Source organism: Nocardia sp. NPDC051030, from assembly GCF_040683015.1.
Classification (GTDB): domain Bacteria; phylum Actinomycetota; class Actinomycetes; order Mycobacteriales; family Mycobacteriaceae; genus Nocardia.
In genome coordinates this window covers 655,456-677,150 of sequence record NZ_JBFBCD010000005.1, presented here as the reverse complement: position 1 = coordinate 677,150, position 21,695 = coordinate 655,456, and the positions used below count along the sequence as shown (strand labels likewise).

General features: G+C 66.2%; 20 protein-coding genes. 13 read left to right on the top strand and 7 right to left on the bottom strand.

The genetic code is table 11. The annotated features are described in order from the left end of the window. Positions 1-47 precede the first annotated feature (47 nt). Positions 48-1,070: an alpha/beta hydrolase gene (locus AB0N05_RS20690; protein ID WP_364696288.1), complete on the bottom strand. Its 1,023-nt coding sequence runs from the start codon at positions 1,068-1,070 to the stop codon at positions 48-50. A gap of 238 nt (positions 1,071-1,308) precedes the next feature. Here AB0N05_RS20690 and rfbA point away from each other — a divergent pair, with 238 nt between their 5' ends. Beyond that, positions 1,309-2,184 (top strand): glucose-1-phosphate thymidylyltransferase RfbA, encoded by an 876-nt coding sequence (gene rfbA, locus AB0N05_RS20685; RefSeq protein WP_364696285.1) that lies wholly within the window; start codon positions 1,309-1,311, stop codon positions 2,182-2,184. A 2-nt stretch (positions 2,185-2,186) separates the two neighbouring features. Beyond that, positions 2,187-2,753, top strand: coding sequence for a dTDP-4-dehydrorhamnose 3,5-epimerase (gene rfbC / locus AB0N05_RS20680; protein WP_364696282.1), 567 nt, complete (start codon positions 2,187-2,189; stop codon positions 2,751-2,753). 108 nt (positions 2,754-2,861) lie between these two features. Here the strand turns inward: rfbC and AB0N05_RS20675 are convergent, their stop codons facing one another. Next, positions 2,862-4,340, bottom strand: coding sequence for an MFS transporter (locus tag AB0N05_RS20675; RefSeq protein ID WP_364696279.1), 1,479 nt, complete (start codon positions 4,338-4,340; stop codon positions 2,862-2,864). Positions 4,341-4,427: 87 nt separating this feature from the next. Between AB0N05_RS20675 and AB0N05_RS20670 the strand changes: the two genes are divergently transcribed. Next, entirely contained in the window at positions 4,428-4,832 is a 405-nt protein-coding gene (locus AB0N05_RS20670; RefSeq protein ID WP_364696276.1) for a MarR family transcriptional regulator, read from the top strand. A gap of 13 nt (positions 4,833-4,845) precedes the next feature. Here the strand turns inward: AB0N05_RS20670 and AB0N05_RS20665 are convergent, their stop codons facing one another. Together AB0N05_RS20665 and AB0N05_RS20660 are read right to left on the bottom strand one after the other, a co-directional pair. Further along, the gene (locus tag AB0N05_RS20665; protein ID WP_364696562.1) at positions 4,846-5,685 is read right to left on the bottom strand and encodes a helix-turn-helix transcriptional regulator; all 840 of its coding nucleotides are present in this window, start codon (positions 5,683-5,685) and stop codon (positions 4,846-4,848) included. Positions 5,686-5,781: 96 nt separating this feature from the next. Next, positions 5,782-6,369, bottom strand: a complete 588-nt coding sequence (locus AB0N05_RS20660; RefSeq protein WP_364696273.1) for a DUF4282 domain-containing protein — start codon at positions 6,367-6,369, stop codon at positions 5,782-5,784. Positions 6,370-6,719: 350 nt separating this feature from the next. Between AB0N05_RS20660 and AB0N05_RS20655 the strand changes: the two genes are divergently transcribed. Continuing rightward, positions 6,720-7,190, top strand: coding sequence for a hypothetical protein (locus AB0N05_RS20655; protein ID WP_364696270.1), 471 nt, complete (start codon positions 6,720-6,722; stop codon positions 7,188-7,190). A 110-nt stretch (positions 7,191-7,300) separates the two neighbouring features. Here the strand turns inward: AB0N05_RS20655 and AB0N05_RS20650 are convergent, their stop codons facing one another. Beyond that, a complete protein-coding gene (locus AB0N05_RS20650; RefSeq protein ID WP_364696267.1) occupies positions 7,301-7,783 on the bottom strand; it encodes a LuxR C-terminal-related transcriptional regulator in 483 nt (160 codons plus the stop codon). A gap of 127 nt (positions 7,784-7,910) precedes the next feature. Between AB0N05_RS20650 and AB0N05_RS20645 the strand changes: the two genes are divergently transcribed. From AB0N05_RS20645 to AB0N05_RS20630, 4 genes are all read left to right on the top strand, one after another. Then, positions 7,911-10,262, top strand: coding sequence for a molybdopterin-dependent oxidoreductase (locus AB0N05_RS20645; RefSeq protein ID WP_364696264.1), 2,352 nt, complete (start codon positions 7,911-7,913; stop codon positions 10,260-10,262). A 13-nt stretch (positions 10,263-10,275) separates the two neighbouring features. Beyond that, positions 10,276-12,285: an adenylate/guanylate cyclase domain-containing protein gene (locus tag AB0N05_RS20640; protein ID WP_364696261.1), complete on the top strand. Its 2,010-nt coding sequence runs from the start codon at positions 10,276-10,278 to the stop codon at positions 12,283-12,285. A gap of 13 nt (positions 12,286-12,298) precedes the next feature. Continuing rightward, the gene (locus AB0N05_RS20635) at positions 12,299-12,958 is read left to right on the top strand and encodes a Crp/Fnr family transcriptional regulator (RefSeq protein WP_364696258.1); all 660 of its coding nucleotides are present in this window, start codon (positions 12,299-12,301) and stop codon (positions 12,956-12,958) included. Between the two features lie 386 nt (positions 12,959-13,344). Further along, positions 13,345-13,962 carry a pyridoxamine 5'-phosphate oxidase family protein gene (locus AB0N05_RS20630; protein WP_364696255.1) on the top strand — a complete coding sequence of 206 codons (618 nt, stop codon included), beginning with the start codon at positions 13,345-13,347 and terminating at the stop codon, positions 13,960-13,962. Positions 13,963-13,979: 17 nt separating this feature from the next. On the opposite strand, the gene AB0N05_RS20625 is transcribed toward AB0N05_RS20630, so the two are convergent. Continuing rightward, complete coding sequence (locus AB0N05_RS20625) at positions 13,980-14,435, bottom strand: GtrA family protein (RefSeq protein WP_364696252.1); 456 nt, start codon at positions 14,433-14,435, stop codon at positions 13,980-13,982. Between the two features lie 71 nt (positions 14,436-14,506). Between AB0N05_RS20625 and AB0N05_RS20620 the strand changes: the two genes are divergently transcribed. The 3 genes from AB0N05_RS20620 (at position 14,507) to AB0N05_RS20610 (ending at position 17,019) form a co-directional block, all read left to right on the top strand. Beyond that, positions 14,507-15,979 (top strand): FAD-binding oxidoreductase, encoded by a 1,473-nt coding sequence (locus AB0N05_RS20620; protein ID WP_364696249.1) that lies wholly within the window; start codon positions 14,507-14,509, stop codon positions 15,977-15,979. Continuing rightward, positions 15,976-16,737 (top strand): decaprenylphospho-beta-D-erythro-pentofuranosid-2-ulose 2-reductase, encoded by a 762-nt coding sequence (locus AB0N05_RS20615; protein WP_364696246.1) that lies wholly within the window; start codon positions 15,976-15,978, stop codon positions 16,735-16,737. The genes AB0N05_RS20620 and AB0N05_RS20615 overlap by 4 nt, the downstream gene beginning before the upstream one ends. 126 nt (positions 16,738-16,863) lie before the next feature. After that, positions 16,864-17,019, top strand: coding sequence for a hypothetical protein (locus AB0N05_RS20610; RefSeq protein WP_364696243.1), 156 nt, complete (start codon positions 16,864-16,866; stop codon positions 17,017-17,019). 282 nt (positions 17,020-17,301) lie between these two features. On the opposite strand, the gene AB0N05_RS20605 is transcribed toward AB0N05_RS20610, so the two are convergent. Beyond that, entirely contained in the window at positions 17,302-17,544 is a 243-nt protein-coding gene (locus AB0N05_RS20605) for a hypothetical protein (protein ID WP_364696240.1), read from the bottom strand. Between the two features lie 217 nt (positions 17,545-17,761). Between AB0N05_RS20605 and AB0N05_RS20600 the strand changes: the two genes are divergently transcribed. Beyond that, positions 17,762-19,645, top strand: a complete 1,884-nt coding sequence (locus tag AB0N05_RS20600) for a galactan 5-O-arabinofuranosyltransferase (protein WP_364696559.1) — start codon at positions 17,762-17,764, stop codon at positions 19,643-19,645. 168 nt (positions 19,646-19,813) lie between these two features. Further along, positions 19,814-21,688, top strand: coding sequence for a glycosyl transferase (locus AB0N05_RS20595; RefSeq protein ID WP_364696237.1), 1,875 nt, complete (start codon positions 19,814-19,816; stop codon positions 21,686-21,688). Positions 21,689-21,695 lie beyond the last annotated feature (7 nt).

Genomic DNA, 21,695 nt, shown 5'->3' with positions numbered 1-21,695 from the left:
TCCTGGACGTCGCCATCGCCGGTTCTCGTAGGGGGAGAACCGGCGAATCAGGCTGTGCGCGCGATCTGCCCGGCCTCGAGACGTGCCCGCACGAACTGTGCGACATGCGCCAGCGCGGCCCGGCTCTCCGGCATATTCGGGAAGATCGCCATGAACGCGTGCACCTGACCGCGCCAGATCTCCAGTGTCGCGGGCACTCCCGCGCCCGCCAGGCGTTGCGCCATGATCTCGCTGTCGCGCCGCAGCACCTCGTCCTCGGCGACGATGAGCAGCGCGGGCGGCAGTCCGGCGAGCACATTGTTGACCGGTGACATATCCGGATCCAGCCGCCCGTTCACCTCGGCGCCGAGCTTCACCACCGATTCCAGCGCGGACAGCGGAATCAGCGCGTCCCGATGGTAATTCGGGTGCGCCCGCTTCTCGGTGCAGTCCAGATCCAGTGCGGGACACAGGCCCACCAGTCCGGCGGGCACCGGCAGTCCGGCATCGCGGGCCCGCAGCGCGGTCGCGAAAGTCATGTAGCCGCCCGCGGAATCGCCCGCGAAGACAATGCGGGACGCATCCGCGCCGTGGCTCAGCAGCCATTTGTAGGCGGTCAGGCAGTCGGCGACGCCTCCGGCGATATCGGTCTCGGGCAGCTGCCGGTATTCGACGCTGACCACCGGCAGGCCGGTGCGGCGGGCGAGGGCGGCCACCACGGGGCGGTGGGTGTCGAGTCCGCAGAGGAAGAAGCCGCCGCCGTGCATGTACATGACCACGCCGTCGCGCAGTGAGCTGCGCGCCCCGGCCGGTCGCACGATCTCGATGCGGAAACCCTTGAGCCGTACCTCTTCCCGCTCCACGCCGCGCGGGGTGGGCCGCAGCTTGGCCAGATTATTGATGACGCCGCTCACCACCGGCATGGATGCCTCGGTCACCGTGGCCCGGTCGCCCAGGGGCCGGATCATGGTTCGGCAGGCGACGGTGAGGGCTCGGGCGTAGGCGCTGACTCCGTGGGGATTCGCTACCGGCTGAGTGTCGTCCTTGTGGGACTTGCCGCCGGGCGTCACCGCATTGTGGGCCTTGGACATCGCGCACCTACCTCATTGTTGGCGCGCCGAGTCGTCGTCGGGTGGCGAGGGCTCGGCACCAGGCGCGCGAGTGTCGGCGCTGACATCTCACAAAGCGTTATTTCAGAACACCATGAGAACGTGACCTACGCAACACTTATCGACCGTCCGGGACGCCGGTAAACGGCTGTCATCGATTCGCCGTCGACTCGGAACCGGACTGGCCCCCCTCGCGACCGAACTGGCAGACTCTCGTGACATGCGCGGAATCATCCTGGCGGGCGGCACGGGCTCACGGCTGCACCCCATTACGCGCGGGGTGAGCAAACAGCTGGTCCCGGTGTACGACAAGCCGATGGTGTACTACCCCCTGTCCACCCTCATGCTGGCGGGGATCAGGGACATCCTGGTCATCACCACCCCCGAGGACAGCGCCGCCTTCGCGCGACTGCTCGGCGACGGCAGCCAATTCGGGCTGTCCATCAGCTACGTGGTGCAGCCGGAACCCGACGGGCTCGCGCGGGCCTTCGTGCTCGGCAGGGCCCACATCGGCGGCGACAGCGCCGCACTGGTGCTGGGCGACAATATCTTCCACGGGCCCGGACTCGGCACCAAGCTGAACCGGTTCGACAATCTGGATGGCGGCGCGGTATTCGCCTACCGGGTCTCCGATCCGACCGCCTACGGCGTGGTGGAATTCGCCGACGGCAAGGCCATCTCCATCGAGGAGAAGCCCAAGCAGCCGCGCTCCAATTACGCCATTCCCGGGCTGTATTTCTACGACAATGACGTGGTCGAGATCGCGCGCGGACTGAAGCCCTCCGATCGCGGCGAATACGAGATCACCGATATCAACCGCGTCTACCTCGAGCAGGGCCGCCTCCAGGTGGAGGTGCTGCGGCGCGGCACCGCCTGGCTCGACACCGGCACCTTCGACTCACTGCTGGACGCCGCCACCTATGTGCGCACGATCGAGGAACGACAGGGCCTCAAGATCGGCGTGCCCGAAGAGGTGGCCTGGCGGCTCGGGTTCATCGACGACGAACAACTGTGCAAACTGGCCGAACCCCTGGCGCGTTCCGGATACGGGAAGTACCTGCTCGGCCTGCTGGAACACGGGCGGGTGGAGGAGTAGGCATGCGAATTCGGGAACTATCGGTGCCCGGGGCGTGGGAATTCACGCCGCGGCTGCGCGGTGACGATCGCGGGGTATTCCTCGAGGCGTTCAAGGCGTCGGACTTCGAGAAGGCGGTGGGCCGCCCGCTCGACCTGCGCCAGGTCAATATCTCCACCTCCGCCGCCGGGGTGCTGCGCGGCATCCACTACACCGAGGACCCGCCCGGCCAGGCCAAATACGTGACCTGCGTGCGCGGTTCGTTCCTCGACGTGGTGGTGGACCTGCGCCCGGCCTCGCCGACCTTCCGCAAGTGGGATGCCGTGGTCATCGACGATGTGGAGCGGAAGTCGGTGTTCCTGTCCGAGGGGCTCGGGCACGCACTGCTCTCCCTCGAGGACGATTCCACGGTCAACTACCTGTGCTCGCTCGAATACTCTCCCGAATTCGACCGGGACCTGGACGCTTTCGATCCGGATCTGGCCATCGAATGGCCGACCGTGAATCGCAATGGCGAACCGTTGACCTTCATCCGCTCCGCCAAGGACGCGGCCGCGCCCCGGCTCGCGGATCTGAAGCTCCCGCACTGACTTTCGCGGGACAGACGAAAACTGGGACGCACCGCTTGTCGCGGTGCGCCCCAGCGCATTTCATGAGGTCCGCCGCGCCCGTGTGAGCGACGGGCGCGGCCGACGTTCTCAGCTGACCAGCTCGACCTCCCGGTCGGCTTCCAGTTCGCGAGTCTCCTCGCGACGGTTGCGCACCTTCGGGATGTAGATGGAGAGCGCGACCAGGGCTCCGACAATGGCGACACCGGCGGCGAATTGCAGGCCCGGACGGTAGTTGTCGAGCATGGCGCTCGGGCTGGTGTCGGTGTGCGAGCCGGAGGTGACGATGGCGGTGGTCACCGCGAGCACGATGGCCGCACCGACCTGCATGGCGGTCTGGAGGACACCGGCGGCCAGGCCCTGCTCGTCATCATCGATGCCACTGGTGGCCTGGATATTGATGGCGGGGAAGCCGACCCAGCCGATGCCGACCAGCAGGACCGCGGGCAGCAGCATGGTCACGTAACCGGGGTCGGTGTCCAGACGCAGGTACAGCAGGTAACCGATGGCCATGACCACCAGGGTGACGGCGATGATCGGGCCGGTGCCGAAGCGATCGACCAGCTTGTCCGAGACGAACGCCGAGGCGACCACCAGCAGACCGACGGGCAGCAGGGCGAGAGCCAGGTGCAGCGGCGACCAGCCGAGGGTGTCCTGCAGGTACAGCGTGGTGATGAACTGCCAGCTGAAGTAGGAGCCGCCGACCGCGATGATGGCCAGGCTGGCCCGCCACAGGGTGGGCTTCTTCAGGATGCCGAGGCGGATGAGCGGGTACTTCACGCGCTTCTCGACCGCCACGAACGCGGCGAACAGGGCGATGACCGCGGCGAACGAGCCCAGGGTGCGGAATCCGGTCCAGCCGGCCTCCGGCGCGGAGACCACGGTGTAGACGAGCAGCAGCATGGCGCTGGTGGAGAGCAGGGCACCGAACAGGTCGTGTCCGCCTTCTTCGGCGGGCTTGTCCTTGGGCACCAGGTAGGCGGCCGCGACCAGGGCGGCAATGGCGATCGGGACGGGCAGCAGGAAGGTCCAGCGCCAGCCGAGACCGGTCATGAGACCGCCGAACAGCAGGCCCATGGAGTAGCCACCGGCACCGAAGACGGTGTAGATGGACAGCGCCTTGTTGCGGGCCGGGCCCTCGGCGAAGTTGGTGGTGATGATGGACAGACCGGTCGGCGCGGTGAACGCGGCGGCCAGGCCCTTGATGAAGCGGGTCAGGATCAGCAGCGGGCCGGAGCTCACCAAAGCGCCTGCGAGAGAGGCCAAGGCGAACACGGCCAGGGCGATCAGGAAGACCTTGCGGCGACCCAGCAGATCCGCGGTGCGGCCGCCGAGCAGCAGCAGGCCGCCGTAGCCGAGGACGTAACCGCTGACCAGCCACTGCAGGGTGGAGGTCTCCAGGTGGAGTTCGGAGCCGATGGACGGGAGGGAGACGCCGATCATCGACACGTCAAGACCGTCGAGGAACAGCACGATGCACAGGGTGATGAGCATGCCCCAGAGCCGGGCGGTCCACTGCGTGGAGTCTGCCGCGTTGCTCACCGCGGGGCGGGTCTCGGTGGAAGTCACGAGAGGGAACATTACATGCACGTGCATCAAATGCAAAGGCATTAAATGCAGTTGCATGGGTTGGGGTTTACGTCTAGGATCGGGGCCATGCCGAAGTCGACAGTGCCTGTCGAAACGGCCTTGACCGACAAGTCAGGGCTGGTCACCGAATGGCGCGATCTGCTGTCCCGGCACGCGACGACCTCGTGCGCCCTGGAAAAAGAGCTGCAAGGCCGCCACCACATCGGGCTCAGCGAATTCGAAACCCTGGACCGGCTCATGGAGGCCGGGGGCGAGAGCTACAAGATGAGCGATCTCGCCAATGACATCTACCTCAGCCAGAGCGCGCTCTCGCGAGCGGTCGCCCGGCTGGAGCGCGATGGCTTGGTGAATCGCACTCTGTGCACGAACGATCGCCGCGCGATCTTCGTGTGTCTCACAGAGAAGGGCAGGGAACTGCACGAGCAGGCCGCGCCCACCCACCGCACCGTGCTCGCACAGGAATTGAGCTGAGGCTCAAAACCTTTCAGATCGCGGCGCGGATCGTCTCGATCATCGGGAGCGCATCCACCGCGAGGGAGGTCGCTGCCGCGAATGCCTCGCGGTAACGGTCCACGTCGGGCTCCTTGTCCAAATAGGACGCGCCCGTGAGGGATTCCACGTAGACCACCGGCGGTTCGGCGGCTTCGCCTGCGAGAGACGGGAATTCGAGCAGGACGAAGCGGCCCGCGTCCATGCCGTGGTGATAGCAGCAGTCGGCGGGGACCAGGCGCAGGCGCACGTTCGGGAGTGCGCCGAGTTCGCGCAGGCGGTCCAGCTGGCCGAGGGTCACGTCATCGCCGCCGATGCGATGCCAGAGCACGGCCTCGGAGATCACGACATCGAGTTTGAGGGGCGAATCCGGGCGGGTGAGCAGCCCTTGGCGGGCGGTGCGGACCCGGACCCGGCGGTCCATCTGCTCGGCGGAGATGCCGGGATACGCGCCCGCGAGCACCGCGCGCATGTACGCCTCGGTCTGCAATAGCCCTGGGACCAGCTCGTTTTCATAGGTGGTGAGACGTGCGGCGGCCTCTTCCAGCCCGATGTAGACCTCGTACCCCTCGTCGATCACATCGCTGAATTCGGTCCACCAGCCGCGCGCCTTGGTTTCCCGAGCCAGGCTGGTAAGCGGTTCGATGGCGTCCTCGGGCGCCCCGTAGATGCGGCACATGGCCTCGACATCCAGGCTGCGGAGCGAGGTCTGGCCGGTCTCGATGCGCCAGATCTTCGCTTCCGACCATTCCAGCCGCTGAGCTGCCACCCGAGTCGTCATCCGTGCGCGATTTCGCAGGTCGCGCAGGTGACGGCCGAGTTGTCGGCGTGGCATCGTGGAACCGGTAATCCCCTGCGGTAGTGCCATCAATCCCCCTGAATCAGTGTGCGATCGCATTGTTGCACAAGAAGACTGGGGGGACTATGGACGTCATTTCCGCGAGGAACGCTTACGGTAACGCCAGAACTGCACCGCACGCATGTCTTCGGACAGTTGATTGACAGGTTCCGCCACATCCGAGAGCGCCTGGAAAAGATCGTCGGCGAGCACCGAGATGTGCTCCACCCGACTGGCCAGCCGGGAGGCATTGAGCACGAACTCCAGCAGCAGGCGCACCACGGCCGCGATGGTCAGGCCCAGCGGAATCGCGAAGACCAGTGCGAAGACCAGGCCCAGCCAGGCCGAAACCCGCCACAGCCCTATGGTTCCCACGATCGGGATGGCGAAAGCGCTTGCCAGGCCCAGGACATAGGCCAGCGGCAGCAGGGTGCGGGTCGCCGAGCGCTGGAATTGCAGGTCGAGCAGGGCGCGGGCCGCGTCGATGCTCCATGAGCCGAAAGCGCTTGGGCTGGCGAAGGGTTCGACCGGCGCCTCCTCGGCCTCGCTCTCCTCGGCGGCCCGCCGTGACATCCGCTTGGTAGCGGACTCCTTGAAGGCCGCCCAGCGCCCTTCCGCCTCGATCTCCAGCTCCTCGAATTCCTCGAGTTCCGCTGCGCTCCCACCCGATTGGTCGGTCATGCCGAAGTACTCCTCTCGCACAGACCATCTCAGCCATGCGAAGTCTCATCGGTATCTCGCGCGGGGTGTAGAGCGGCGCAGTGTGTTCTAGAACACGTCCCCGATTTTCGTTCACGAAGGCCGGGTCGCGCCCGATACCTCCCTTGACACCGTTGTCGCAGGCAGCGCCGTTCGAGCCGTCTTCTGTCGTAAATGTGACACAGACGCGATCAGGTCAAAACGGACCGCAAGTTATCTGTTGAAGGCCCGCAACCGAACCCGATTCAGAAAGACTCTGTAACGCTCTGAACCTCTCGTGCCGATACCAGGCACAGAGCAGGACATAGATCTACCGGGGAATGGAGAATCCAGTGCGTAAGACGTTTTCGTCTGCCGTCGAGGAATCCGCGCAGGAATGCATCCAGCGCGGCTGGACGGTCGCCGAGACGGCCAACGGCCTTTGCCTGATCACCGATGACCAGATTTCGGGCATCGAGGTCACCGGCGAAACCGCCGCTTTCGTGCGCCGCTACCTGCGGGCCAACGACCTGACCGGGCCGGTCATCGAGATCCCGGGCGCCGAGCGCCGCGAGATCCACCTGGTCACGGGCCTCCGCAAGGCCGCCATGGCCATCGAGGCGCTGCGCACGGCTGGCGTGATCGTGCACACCGACGGCGCGGGCATCCCGCTGCCGCCGACCCAGATCGCCACCGGCTCCACCTGCTGGGGAGTCACACCGCACGAGGCCCGCTGGGTCCCGCCGGTGGTCGCGGTGGCCGCCGCGGTTCGCGCCGCCGCCGCCAAGGGCGTCAAGCCGCGGGTGGCGCGCATCGCCTCCTGACCCACAGCTTTCGAATACCGCGAAACCCGCGGGTGCACCCCGGCACCCGCGGGTTTCGCTGTATCCGCGGTAAAACGTTGCGAAATGATCGATAACGCACATCATGCGCGCTAGGCGCTGTGCAGGAACCCCGTTCGCGCCGAATCACCGTGCGACACCGGCCGCCTCGGCCTGCCCGGATGCGGAGTGCGTTGCGGTGACGCGTAATTCAGCACCGCGGCGCGGGCGGCGCGCCGATTCGAGACGCCCAGCTTGCGCAGGATCGCCGACACGTGATGGTCGACGGTGCGAACCGACAGGACCAGGTATTCGGCCATCTCCACATTCGTCAGGCCCGCACACAGCAGGTGCAGGACATCGCGCTGGCGGCTGGTGAGGTCCGGGAGCCGGGCGTGCGGGGCCTCGGGGGCCGGGCCGGTGATGCGGACGAACAAGCCGGGTTCACCACCGATACTGAGTTCGACCACCGTGCCGGAACCGTCCGCCACCTCCGAGCTCGCCCGGCGTAGCGCTTCGAGTGCCTCTGTTCGCTCCAAGAACCGCATGTCACCAGCCTTGCCGGGGCGGCAGCGGCGGTCTGTCCGCGCCGACATGGTGGCAGCGTCAGCAAGCCGACACAGCGGCAGTGTCATCAAGCCGACACAGCGCACAGTGACGTAGACATGACGTAATCCGCCGCGCAAGTGTTTCGCCTTCGGCCGTGCCGGGCGATCATTGGTTATGACCCATGTCACGGACGGCCCCCGGACACTGCTGCGCACCTGCCCGCTCTGCGAGGCGGTATGCGGGCTCGTGCTCACCCTCGACGCCAATGACCACATCACATCGATACGCGGTGATCACGCCGATCCGTTCAGCCGAGGATTCATCTGCCCGAAGGGCGCCACCCTCGGGCACCTCGACGAGGACCCGGACCGGCTCACCACACCGATGATCCGGGATCGCGCCACCGACACCTGGCGCGGCGCGAGCTGGGACGAGGCCTTCGGCATCATCCGGGAGCGAATGCCGCAGCTGGCCGCCGAACACGGCAATCAGGCGATCGGGCTGTATCTGGGAAATCCCAACGCGCACACCGTCGCCGGGGCGCTGTATGTGCCGCTGCTGATCCGGGCGCTCGGCACCCGCAGCCTGTTCTCCGCGAGCACCGCCGACCAAATGCCCAAGCAGGTTTCCAGCGGGCTCATGTTCGGTGACCCGCTCACCGTCGCGGTGCCGGACCTGGATCGGACCGACTATCTGCTCATGCTCGGCGCGAATCCGCTCGAGTCCAATGGATCGCTGTGCACCGCACCGGATTTCCCGGGACGGCTGAAGGCGTTGAAGGCGCGCGGCGGCAAGTTCGTGGTGGTGGATCCGCGACGCACGCGCACCGCCAAGCTGGCCGACGAGCATCTGTTCGTGCGGCCCGGTAGCGACGCCTATCTGCTGTTCGGGATCGTCCACACGCTGTTCGAGGAGAACCTCACCGACGTGCGCGTCGAGGTCGAGGGTCTCGACGAAGTACGGGCCGCCGCAGCGCCTTTCACTCCCGAGCAGGTGGCTTCGCGCACCGGGGTGCCCGCCGAGACCATCGTGCGGCTGGCCCGCGAGCTGGCCGCCGCGCCGACGGCCGCCGTGTACGCGCGAATCGGCACCTGCACAGCGGAATTCGGGACCCTCACGCAGTGGCTGGTGGACGTGGTCAATGTGCTGACCGGGAACCTGGACTCCCCCGGCGGTGCGATGTTCGCGACGGGCGCGGCGCTGGGGATCGTGCGCAGCCGCCCGTTCCGCACCGGGCGCTGGGGCAGCCGGGTGCGCGGGCTGCCCGAGTCCATGGGCGAACTCCCGGTGGCCACGCTCGCCGACGAGATCCTGACGCCGGGTGACGGGCAGATTCGCGCCATGGTGACGGTGGCCGGGAATCCGGTGCTGTCCGCACCGGGCAGTGGCCGCATGGATGCCGCCTTCGCCGCCCTGGACTTCATGGTGAGCGTCGACCGCTACCTGAACGAGACCACCCGGCACGCCGACGTGATCCTGCCGCCTCCGCGCATCCTGCAGTCCCCGCACTACGACTTCGCCCTGCTCAACTTCGCGGTGCACAACTACGCCCGCTACTCGCGCCCGCTGGTGCCGCTCGGCGACAGCATGTCCGAGCCGGAAGTGCTGGCCCGGCTCGCCCTCGCGGTCAGCGGTCAGGAACCCCAGCCGGGTCTGGACCCGCTCACGGTGGTGGACGAGATCGTCATCGCGGGCACCCTGCACAAGGCGGGCATCCCCGACCGCCGCGCGGAACTACTCGGCGACAACACCACCGAACAGCGCATCGACCTCATGCTCCGACTCGGCCCGTACGGCGAATGGAACCCGGGGGCGAGCGACGAGATCGCGCGCGCGACCGCGACGGCGGACGGCGGCAGCTCCCGCGCCGAGGACGGGGCGCTGCAATCCGGCCGCCATGGCACCGGGCATCCCTCCGCCGAGAGTGCCGCACGGGTACCGGTCGAAGGCACCGAGCACACGTCGCTGCCATTCGCCGACGGGCTGAATCTGCAAGTGCTGCTGGATAATCCGCATGGCATCGACCTCGGGCCGTTGCGGCCGCGGTTGCCCGGGGTGCTGCGGACCGCTTCCAAGCGGGTAGAGCTCGCGCCGGAGCAACTGCTCGCCGATGTGGCGCGGTTGCACGGGCGGTTGCTGGATGCCGCGCCGGAGATGGTGCTGGTCGGGCGGCGGCAGCTGCGGTCCAACAACAGCTGGCTGCACAATGTGGCGCCGCTGGTGGGCGGGTCGAATCGGTGCACGCTGCACATTCATCCGGACGATATGGAACGGCTCGGGCTCGATGGGCATGCCGTGGTGAAGTCTGCGGCGGGCGCGGTGACCGTGGATCTGGAGCCGACCGAGGACATCATGCCGGGAGTGGTGAGCCTGCCGCACGGATGGGGGCACGAGGACAGTAGTCAGCAGGTCGCACGCGCGCACGCCGGCGTGAACGCCAATGCGCTGACCGATGATTCGCTGGTGGACGCGCCGTCGGGGAATGCCGTGTTCAACGGTGTGCCCGTCACGCTCACACCGGCCTGAACACAGGGAACGCATGTCTCCGATCCGGGTACTGCTGTGGGCGGTACACGTGGCATTGCCCGCGGGCGGGCTGGCGCTGCTCATCACCCGTCCGCAGCTCGACCACCTGTACATGCACAGTGGCTTCCACTTCTGGCTGATTCTCGGCGCGGCCGTGCTGTCGCTGGGGCTGGGCGTGCTGCTGTTGCGGGCCGCCCGCGCACACCGGGATATGCGCCTGGTCCTGGTTTCGCTGGTGTTCCAACTGAATTCGGGATTTCTCGGATTGCACGCGCTGGCGACGCCGGGCGTCATCCTGTCGTCCGCGAATATCGGCTTCACGGTGGCGGTTCCGGTCGGCATGGTGCTGGGCGGGCTGGCGGCGCTGGGCTCGGTGGTGGAATACGGGCCCACCCCCCGCGCGCAGCGGTTCACCGAACTCCTCGCCGCCGTGCCACTCACCGTGATGGCGGTGTGGGCGCTGCTGTCACTCACCCGCGTCCCGCCCTTCGACACCGTGCCCGATCCGTCCGAGGCGCAGGGGCCGCTGGTGGTGCTCGCCTTCGTCGGCGCGGCCTGCTATCTCGTCGCGGCCGGTTGTTATGCCGTGCTCTACCTGCGTAATCGCAGCACCGTGCTGCTCAGTGTGCTCACCGCGTTCGTGCTGCTGGCCGAGGCGCTGTTCGCGGTCGGGTTCGGGCGCAGCTGGCGGGTGTCGTGGTGGGAGTGGCATGTGCTGCTGGGGGTTTCGTTCGCGCTGATCGCGATCAGCGCGCATCGCAGCTTCCTGAAGGAAGGGTCGGCGCGCGGGCTGTTCGACAGTGTCACCCAGCGCAGCACGCTCGGTGCCATTCAGCGCGACTACGACCGGGCGCTCGAGGAGATGGTGTCCGCGCTGGAAGTGCGGGCCAGTGGCGGGGTTTCGGCGACCGAACCCCTGGGCGCGGTCGGGCAGCAGTTAGCGCGCAGGTTCGGGCTGACCGAGCGTCAGGTGGCGGTCCTGCAGCAGAGTGCACAGGCGCTCGGCAATGAGCGCGAACAGGTGCGGCGGCTCGGTGCGCTGGTGGCGGTGGGCGAGCGGTCGAGTGTGATTCGCGGGGAGCGGGAGCTGCTGGCCGAGATTCAGCGGCTGGCGGGGTACGCGTTCGATCGCGATGTGGTGCGGATCGGGATTCTGCGGCGCGGGCATCTGATCTTCGCGGACGGCAGGCCACTCAACCCGGCGGCCTTCGCTTTTCCCTTGAATGTCAAAGGTATTCAAGCCGGTGTGCTCGAGTTGACCCGGCACAATGTGGTGCCCCAGCCCGGCGCCGGACTTGGTCCGGCCGAGCACGCGGTGGCGCGGTCGTTCGCGGCGCAGACCTCCGTGGTGCTCGAAAATGCCCGGCTCTACCAGCAATTGGATGGGCTGTTCCGGTCCTACATGTCGCCGCAGGTGGCGACGGCGCTGCTGGCCGATCCGTCACAGGCCGGGCTGGGCGGGGAAAATCAAGAGGTCAGCGTGCTGATGGCGGATCTGCGCGGGTATACGCCGTTCGCGGAGCAGGCCGGGCCGGAGCAGGTCATGCGCATGCTGAACACGTATTACGGCGCGATCGTGCCGGAGATCCTGGCCGAGGGCGGGACCGTGGTGCAGTTCGTCGGCGATGCGGTGATGGCGCTCTTCAATGCGCCGGTGCGGCAACGGGATCACGCCCTGCGGGCGGCGCGGGCCGGGCTGGCATTGCAGCGGGCGACGGCCGCCGTGCGGGAGAGCCACGACGGGGCGCACGGGGCGTGGCCCATGTTCCGGGTCGGGGTGAACACCGGTCCCGCGATCGTCGGCAATGTGGGTGCTCGGGAGATGCGGAACTTCACCGCCATCGGCGACACCACCAATCTGGCGGCGCGGCTGGAGGGGCTGGCCGAACCGGGGACCGTCGCGGTGGGGCCGCTCACCCGGGAGCGACTCGGTGATCGCGCCGAGGTAAAGAACCTGGGCGATTTCGACATCAAGGGCAAGAGCCAACCGGTGACCGTCTACGAACTGGTGGGCTTGCGATGAGGGAGCGGATGCGTTGACGGAATTCGAACTGCTGGAGGGACTCTCACCGGCCGAGCGGCGGGAGTTCATCGCGGCCTGCACGCCGCGACGGTTCCATCGTCGCGATATCGTCTGCCACGAGGGCGATCCCGGTGATTGCGTGCATCTGATCACGACGGGTCGCGTGATCGTGCGCGTCACCACGCCGCTCGGGCATATCGCGACGCTGACCATTCTCGGTCCCGGCGATATGTTCGGCGAGCAGGCGCTGCTCAGCCCGGACGCGCGGCGCACCGCGACCATCGTGGCGGTCACCGACGCGCAGACGCTGACCTTGAATCGGGCGCAGCTGGAGAAGTTGCGGGCCGAGCATCCGCAGGTGGAGCGGTTTCTCACGAATTCGCTTGCGGCGCAGGTGCGGCGGCTGTCGGCGGCGGTGCTGGAGGCGCTGTACCTGCCGGTGGAGACGCGGGTGCTGCGGCGGCTGGCGCATCTGGCGCGGGTGTACGGGGATGGGGACGGGAAGCCGTCGATGATCCGGCTGACGCAGGAGGATCTGGCGTCCATGGCGGGGACCACGCGGGCGACGGCCAATAAGGTGTTGCGGGAGTTGGAGGATCAGGGCGTGGTGCGGCTCGGGCGCGGGGCCGTGACGGTGCTGGATCGGGCGCGGCTGGACCGCAAGGCGAAGTAAGAATTTCGAAATAGGCAGGGCGGTCGGTTCTTTCAGGCCCTGCAAGGGGGATGGCACCCGGACAAATTGGGGCAAATCCATGCAAAAGGGATTAATCAGTATTGCGAAATCCACTTGCCACCTGCGGAACTCACCGACCGGGATTAGTGAGGCAAGGTCAGCATCCGCATAGCTAAGGGACAAAGGACTCTTGCTGAAGTTTTCATCCGGGAGGATCCTCGCTCGGGAAGGTTTGACCGGCTCCAGTCGACCTCCCCTCACCAGGGCAGATGGGCCGGTTCACGCATTCGCCACACCAAAATAGTTCAACCGTATAGGATTTCGGATGGCCGAGTTTCGTGGCCGAGCCTCTTCTATCCGGTGTTCAGCTACCAAAGGGGTGCACGATGCCCGGTATCAGAAACGGCAGCGACGGCGAGCGAGAACTCCAGGAACGCTACGGAACTCAGGGTCGGGCAGAGCGCTTCTATAATGATCAAGTCCGAAATCGGCTGAATGAAACCATGATCGAATTCATCGGCCGAATGGATATGGCCTTCATCGCCACCGCCGACAAGACCGGCGAATGCGACAATAGCTTCCGCGCCGGTAAGCCCGGCTTCCTGCACGTGATCGATGACCGCACCCTGGCCTATCCCGAGTATCGCGGCAATGGCGTCATGGCCAGCCTGGGAAACCTCCTCGAGAACCCCCATGTGGGCATCCTCATGATCGACTTCGTCCAGGACCTCATCGGCCTGCACATCAACGGCACCGCCCGCATAGTCGACGACACCCTCATGCGCCGCTGCGTCTCCGACCTCCCCCCGGACGACCGCGGTCGCCTCCCGGAGCGCTGGGTGGTGGTGGATATAGAGGAGGCCTACATCCACTGCCGCAAACACATCCCGCACTTGGTCCCCGCCCAGCGCGAGACCCGCCAATGGGGCACCGACAATGTCCGGGCCAAGGGCGGCGACTACTTCCGCGCCAAAGAGGAGTCGCGCGCCCTCGCCGACCTCTGAGGTCGGTACCTCTGCGGTCAGTGGATCTTGAAGATGACCGCGCGCTGGACGATGAAGTTGATCACGGTCGCGGTGCCCTGGGCCACGCAGAATGCGATGGCCATGCGCCACCATTCATCGGGCAGCGCGTAGAAGGTGACCTGGTTGATGCCGACCTGGATGGCGAAGGTCACGGCGTAAAGGGCTATCACCGCGATGAAGCGCTTGCGGCTGGGCTCCGCCTTGAAGGTCCAGCGGCGATTGATCAGATACGCGGTGGTGGTGCCCGCTATGAAGCTGATGGACTTCGCCACCGGCAGCGGCAGGCCGAACACCTTGAAGAGCAAGGTGTAGAGGCCGAAGTCGACGATGGCGGACAGACCGCCCGTGACCGCGAACCGGATGATCTGGGTTTTCAGATCGACGTCCGTACCACCCGGCTCGTCTACGAGGGGCAGCTCGGGCGGGAGGGGCAGATGGGGTTCCGCGGTCACAACGCACGAGAGTAGTGCCAGGGATCAAGGACACAAGCCTCGAATCGGTTATGTCTGTACTCTCTATCCCGATGTCCACGAAAGCTCAGACCACCACGGCCGCCGCCGACAACTCGGCTGGCGAAGGTGCGGACACGGCGTCGACCGGCTCGTTTACCCTGCCGACGCGCACTCGCACACTGACCGGTTGGGGTCGCACCGCACCCACCACCTCCGAAGTTCTCTCGACCAGTGACCCGGAGCTCATTGCCCGTGCGGTCGCCATGGTCGCGGAGGACAACGACTCCAAGCCCGCGCATCTGCGCCGCGGCGTCATCGCTCGCGGTCTCGGCCGCTCCTATGGCGACCACGCGCAGAACTCGGGCGGCCTGGTCATCGACATGCCCGCGTTGAACCGCATCCACCGCATCGACCGCGATTCCCGCCTGGTCGATGTGGACGGCGGCGTCAGCCTGGACCAGCTCATGAAGGCGGCACTGCCGTTCGGGCTGTGGGTTCCGGTGCTACCCGGTACGCGGCAGGTCACCATCGGCGGCGCCATCGCCTCCGATATTCATGGCAAGAACCATCACAGCGAGGGTTCTTTCGGCAATCATGTGCGGTCCATCGACCTGCTCACCGCCGACGGCACCGTGCACCACATCGGGCCCAAGAAGAACGCCAAGTTGTTCTGGGCCACCGTCGGCGGCAATGGGCTGACCGGCATCATCCTGCGCGCGACCATCGAAATGGTGGCGACGGAGTCGGCGTACTTCATCAATGACGGCGTCAAGACCACGACGCTGGATGAGACCATCGCCGCGCACAGCGACGGCAGCGAAGCGAATTACACCTACTCCAGCGCCTGGTTCGATGTGATGAACCCGCAGCCGAAGCTCGGCCGCGCCTGCATCACTCGCGGCCGGTTGGCGAAGGTCGACGAGCTGCCCAAGAAGAAGCAGAAGAACCCACTCAAGTTCGATGCGCCGCAGCTGATGACGGTGCCGAATATCTTCCCGAGCTTCACCGCGAACCGGCTCACCCTCGGTGCGGTCGGCGAGGCGTACTACGCCATGGGCGGCAACTACACCGGCAAGATCCAGAACCTGACGCAGTTCTACCACCCGCTCGACATGATCGCGGAGTGGAATCGGGCGTACGGTCCGGCCGGATTCCTGCAGTACCAGTTCGTGGTGCCGACCGACGCGGTCGAGGAATTCAAGAAGATCATCATCGATATCCAGGCCTCCGGGCACATTTCGGCGCTGAATGTCTTCAAGCTGTTCGGCGCGGGCAATCCGGCTCCGCTGAGCTTCCCGATGCCGGGCTGGAACATCTGCGTAGACTTCCCGATTCGGGCGGGTCTGAACGAGCTCGTGACCGATCTCGACCGGCGTGTGATGGAATTCGGCGGTCGTCTGTACACCGCGAAGGATTCCCGCACCACCGCGGAGACCTTCCACAAGATGTACCCGCGGATCGACGAGTGGATCAAGATCCGCCGATCCGTGGACCCCACAGGCGTTTTCATGTCCGATATGGCGCGAAGGCTGGAGCTTCAGTGATCAATGCGGTAGGAAACCCGCAGTCCATTCTGCTGCTTGGCGGTACCTCGGAGATCGGTCTCGCGATCTGCTCCAAGTACCTCGAGAAGGGCCCCGCCCGCATCATCCTGGCGGCGCTGCCCGGCGATCCGCTGCGCGAGGACGCCGTCGCGCAGATGAAGGCCGCCGGTGCGTCCGAGGTCGACGTCATCGATTTCGATGCGCTCGACATGGATTCGCACCCCAAGGTCATCGACCAGGCTTGGTCGCACGGTGACGTGGACGTGGCGATTGTCGCCTTCGGCATGCTCGGTGATGCCGAGGAACTGTGGCAGGACCAGCGCAAGGCCGTCATCGCCTGCGAGCTGAACTACACCGCCGCGGTCTCCGTGGGTGTGCTGCTCGGCGACAAGATGAAGGCCCAGGGCTACGGCCGCGTCATCGCCATGTCCTCGGTGGCCGGTGAGCGCGTGCGCCGCTCCAACTTCGTCTACGGCTCCACCAAGGCCGGGCTCGACGGCTTCTACCTCGGCCTCGGCGAAGCCCTGCGCCCGCACGGCCCCCGCGTCACGGTCATCCGCCCCGGCCAGGTCCGCACCCGCATGTCAGCCCACGTGAAGGAAGCCCCCCTCACGGTCGACAAGGAAGACGTGGCAGCCCTCGCCGTCGCGGCCTCCGAAAAGGGCAAGGAAATCGTCTGGGCCCCCGGCACTTTCCGCTACATCATGATGATCCTGCGCCACATCCCGCGCCCGATCTTCCGCAAGCTCCCGGTCTAACCTCCGAGCCTGTACCGAACTGCCGCACCTTCCCCGGAAGGTGCGGCAGTTCTCATATGCCCACCCACACGAACCTGGTCGAAACGTATCCTGATTCGAACCACCTGTTGACCGACAGGAGTTGAGATGTCACCGACCGACGACGAACGCCTGGCCCGCTCTGCCGCCTACGACCACTACTTCCAACTGGCCCGCGACTGGGATCTCGAAACAGCCGAAGCCGCTCACATTCGATTGGACAACGAGTTCCTCAGCGAAAGAGCGCTTCCACCAGACGAGTAAGAAGCGATGTGTCAGTAACTATCCCTGCGCAGTCACCCAGTGCGGACAGTGGATACCAACTGATCAGATCCGGTATAGCCAATCCGATGGTGTCGATGCCGTCAGCATTCCGGTACGAAACCCGACAGATTGACGTGAAGTCGTCCGGAACAGCCCCGGGCACTACCTGACACACCACGACCCTGCCCTTACCCGCTGCGAGATAGCGGGGTCCCGACAGCACCAAGGCGTAAACAGGTGTGGGAGAAGTTGATGCGAGCAGCCGTCGGATCTCGCCCTGCTTCAAACGGTCCCCCCGTTGTCCAGCGCTTCGGCTCGAATCGTGTCACGCAACCGCACCTGCTCGTACATCCAGTCCTCGGTGATGCCGAGCATCTGATCGACGGCTTTGGACTGCTCCCACATCTCGCGATCCAAACGATCCTGGATGGCTTCGACGACCCATTGCGAGACATTTCCGCCCGCCGCCGACCGTAGTCGCGCATCGAGATCATCCGGGATCTTCACCGACAGCTGCTGGGTCATACCGATCAGGTTACTGCAAGTATTACCTGAAGTGGGCCAAATCGCGATGCCATCGGCGCGCTCTGGATGCGGCGCACCGGGTCGCCGCTAGGCTGTCGCAGCGGCGAGCGGTCAGGGATATGAGTCCGGAGGCGGAGTGCGAATGAGCGAGCAGAAGTCGAGTGGGCGGGGGGGCTTGCTGGTGCGGCAAGCCGGTGGTGCGCTCGGCGAAGCCGGGATGGCAGCGTTGGTCGCTGCCGGGGTGGCCGGGGTGGGGCTGGTCGCGTTTTCGGTGGTGCACTGGCCGGCGTTCAACTCGTCCAATGTGACTCGGGCCATCACGACGGTGGGGCAGGTGGTGGCGCTTGCCATGCTCGCCGGGTCGATCGTGTTGCTGCGCATGCACAAGTGGCCGTGGGTCGCGAAACTGCTTTCATGGGCGGGGATTTCGGCGTTCGTGACGGTGACGTTGGGGATGCCGCTCGCGGCTACCAAGCTGTATCTGTTCGGGCTTTCGGTGGACCAGGAGTTCCGGACCCAGTATTTGACGCGGCTGACCGATAGTGCGGCGCTGCGGGACATGAATTACGCGGAGCTGCCGCCCTATTACCCGGGTGGGTGGTTCTGGCTCGGGGGGCGGTTCGCGAAGCTGGCCGGGATGGAGGGGTGGGAGGCGTTCAAGCCCTTCGCGATCCTCGGGTTGGCGGTCGCGGCGACCGTGGCGCTTGTGTTGTGGTCCAAGTTGATTCGGGCGGATTGGGCCGTCGGGGTCGCGGGGGCTACCACGGCGGTGGTGCTGGCTTATGGTGCGCCCGAGGCCTATAGCGCGCCGCTGATCTTGCTGTTGGGGCCTGCGCTACTGATGGCCTGGGGAGCACTGCACCGGCCTGCGGAGCCTGCCGTGGGGACCGCGGGCGGATGGGGTGCCGTCATCGGGGCTGGATTGTTCCTCGGGCTCGCGGCCACCTTCTACACGCTGTACTTCGTTGTCGCCGTGTTCACGGTGTGCCTGATGGCGGTGATCGCCGCCTGGCTCGCGCTGCGGGAGCGGAAGGGCGCGCGCCGGGCTCGGGTGACCGTGCCGTCGGTGTGGGCGGTGTTGCGGCCGATTCTGGGGCGGCTGATCGGCATGGGTGTTGTCGCCGGGGTGCTGGCGCTGACCGTGTGGGTGCCGTTCCTGGTGAAGATGCTGAGCGGGAAGGCGAGTTTCTCGTCCGGAAGCGCCTTCCATTACCTGCCCGAACCGGGGTCGCGGTTGCCGCTGCCCATGACCGAGTTCACCCTGTTGGGTGCGTTCTGCCTGCTCGGGACCGTGTGGCTGGTGGTTCGGGTGGGGAGTTCGCGGCGGGCTCAGGCGCTGGGGATCGGCGTGGTGGCGGTTTATCTGTGGTGCCTGTTGTCGATGGCGGCCACTGCTGCCGGGACCACGTTGCTGTCGTTCCGGCTCGATCAGGTGCTGTTGGGGCTGTTGAGTGCGGCCGGGGTGTTCGGGTTCGCGGAGGGGGCTCGCGCCGTTTATCAGGTGTTGAACGAGCCCGACCGGTTCCGGCCTGCCGCCGCGGCCGTGGCATTGGTGGGCGCGGTGGCGTTCAGTCAGCAGATTCCGACCGTGCTGGCCGCCGAAATCTCCACCGCATACACCGATACCGATGGGAATGGGGAGCGCGCGGATAAGCGGCCGCCGTCCGCGGTGAAGTACTACCGGGATATCGATGCGGCGTTGCTGGCGCAGACCGGGCGGGCTCGGGATGAATCCGTGGTGCTGACGGCGGACACCAGCTTCCTGGCGATCTATCCGTACTTCGGATTCCAGGCGCTCACTTCGCATTACGCGAATCCCCTCGCCGACTTCGCGGGGCGGGCGGCCGAGATCAAGCGGTGGTCGCAGATGAAGTCGACGCAGGAGTTTCAGGACTCGCTGAATCACTGTGTATGGCGGGCTCCGGATGCGTTCCTGTTCCGGCGTTCCGGGGACGAGTACACGCTGCGGCTGGCCGAGGATGTGTATCCGAATGATCCGAATGTGAAGCGGTACACGGTGGCGTTCCCGAAGGCATTGTTCGAGGATGAGCACTTCCGGGTCACGGATATCGGTCCGTTCACGCTGGTCGTGCGGCGCTAGCTCGAGACAGCGGCGCTAGCTCGAGACAACTGTCACGTTATCCCCAAATTTGGTGAGAATCTGGGGATAACTACCCTTTTCTGTGGATAACTCAGGCACTTGCCAGCGCAATCTCAGTCGTACCCGGTAAGTTGAGCGGCTGATTGTGAAGGCAAGAGGAGTTATCGCGTGGCACAGGGGTGGGCAACCGACCGGACAACTGAAGACCGATCGGCGGTGACGGTGCTGGAGCCGTTCGCTCCGGCCTCGGCAAAACCGGCTTCTCCCAAGCTGACTCGCTCGCGCCGTGCGCTGCTGCGCATCCGCACCGCGCGCACCGATCTGATCGTGGCTACCGGTTATCTGTCCCTGGCGGTGCTGGTGTTGTCCGGTCAGTGGCGCAATACCGAGAGCGGCTACCTCATCAAGAGCGGCCAGGACCAGACCATGTGGGAATGGTTCTTCGCCGTCACCGCGCACCGGATCGAGCATCTGCAGAATCCGCTCGGCACTGTCCTGCAGAACTATCCCGACGGCGTGAACATGATGGCCAATACCGCCATGTTCGGCGTCGGCGTGCCACTCACGCCGATCACCCTGCTGTTCGGGCCGACCGTCACCTTCGTGCTGGTGCTGACGATCGGGCTGTTCGGGACGGCGTTCGCCTGGTACTGGCTGTTCTCGCGACACCTGGTCGGCTCGAAACTCGCTGCGGCCGTGGGCGGTCTGTTCTGCGGCTTCGCACCCGCCATGATCTCGCATGCCAACGCACACCCGAATTTCGTACTGCTGGCACTGCTTCCGCTGATCGCCTTGCAGATCATTCGAATGGCCAAGCGGGCTGGCAATACCCTCGAAGCCCGCAAGGCGCGCCGCCTGCGGGACGCGTTCGTGCTGGGTCTGCTGGTGTCCTTGCAGATCGCGCTGGGCGAGGAGCCGCTGCTCATTTTCGCGCTCGCCTTCGGGCTGTTCGGGCTCGTCTACTACCTGCACGCCCCGCGCACCGGACTGCGCGCGCTGCGCGCCATCACCCCGACCGTGCTGCTTGCCGCGCTGATCACGGTGGCGCTCACCGAGATTCCGCTGTGGTGGCAGTTCTTCGGCCCGCAGTCCTACCGGTCCATCGACCACGGGCCGATGAACAATGACCTCAAGGCGCTGTTCCAGTTCCCGTCCGAATCGCTGGGCGGCCTGTTCGCGCACGGCCAGAACGTGGCCATCAATCCCACCGAGGAGAACTCCTACTTCGGCTGGCCCCTGCTGCTGCTCCTCACCGTGACCACCGTGCTCATGTGGCGCGAACGCGTGGTGCGGGCCGCCGCCACCGTGATCGTGACGGGCACGGTGCTCTCGCTCGGCGCGACCCTCATGATCGGCAAGCACAACACCGGAATCACCCTGCCGTGGACGTGGTTCGAGAAGGTGCCGCTGCTGAACTCGGTGCTCGAATCCCGCTTCACCATGGCGGCCATCCCGGCCATCGGCGTCATCCTGGCCATGGCCACGCAGCGCGCCCTGGAGTACTGGCGTGAGTCGGCCACCGATTGGCGGCCGCTGGCCTGGTTCGCCGCAATGGTGCTGGCGCTGCTGCCGCTCACCCCGACCATCCTGCCGGTGGTGCAGCGCAGCGAGACTCCGGCCTTCTTCACCGATGGCACTGTCCGCCAGTATGTTTCGCACGGTTCGGTGGTGGTCGCCCCGCCGCCCACTCCGCCGGACGCCCGCGCCCTGCGCTGGCAGATCGATTCCGGCTTCCAGTTCCCGCTCGCGGGAGGCTATTTCGTCGGCCCTACCGGCACCGACAAGAAGGGCCGCTACGGCCCGGACGACCGGCCCACGGCCAGTCTGCTCATCAAGGCCCAGCAGTCCAACAAGGTTCCCGTGGTGGACGATGCCGCCCGCGCCCAGGCCCTGGCGGACCTTCGCTACTGGCAGGCCGACGTGGTCGTGCTCCCTCCGACCGATAACACTGACGCCCTCCGCATCACCATGGACGAACTCCTCGGCTTCCCGGCCCAGAAGGTCGACGGCGTCTGGCTGTGGGACGTGCGCAACTTGGTCTAGCCACGAG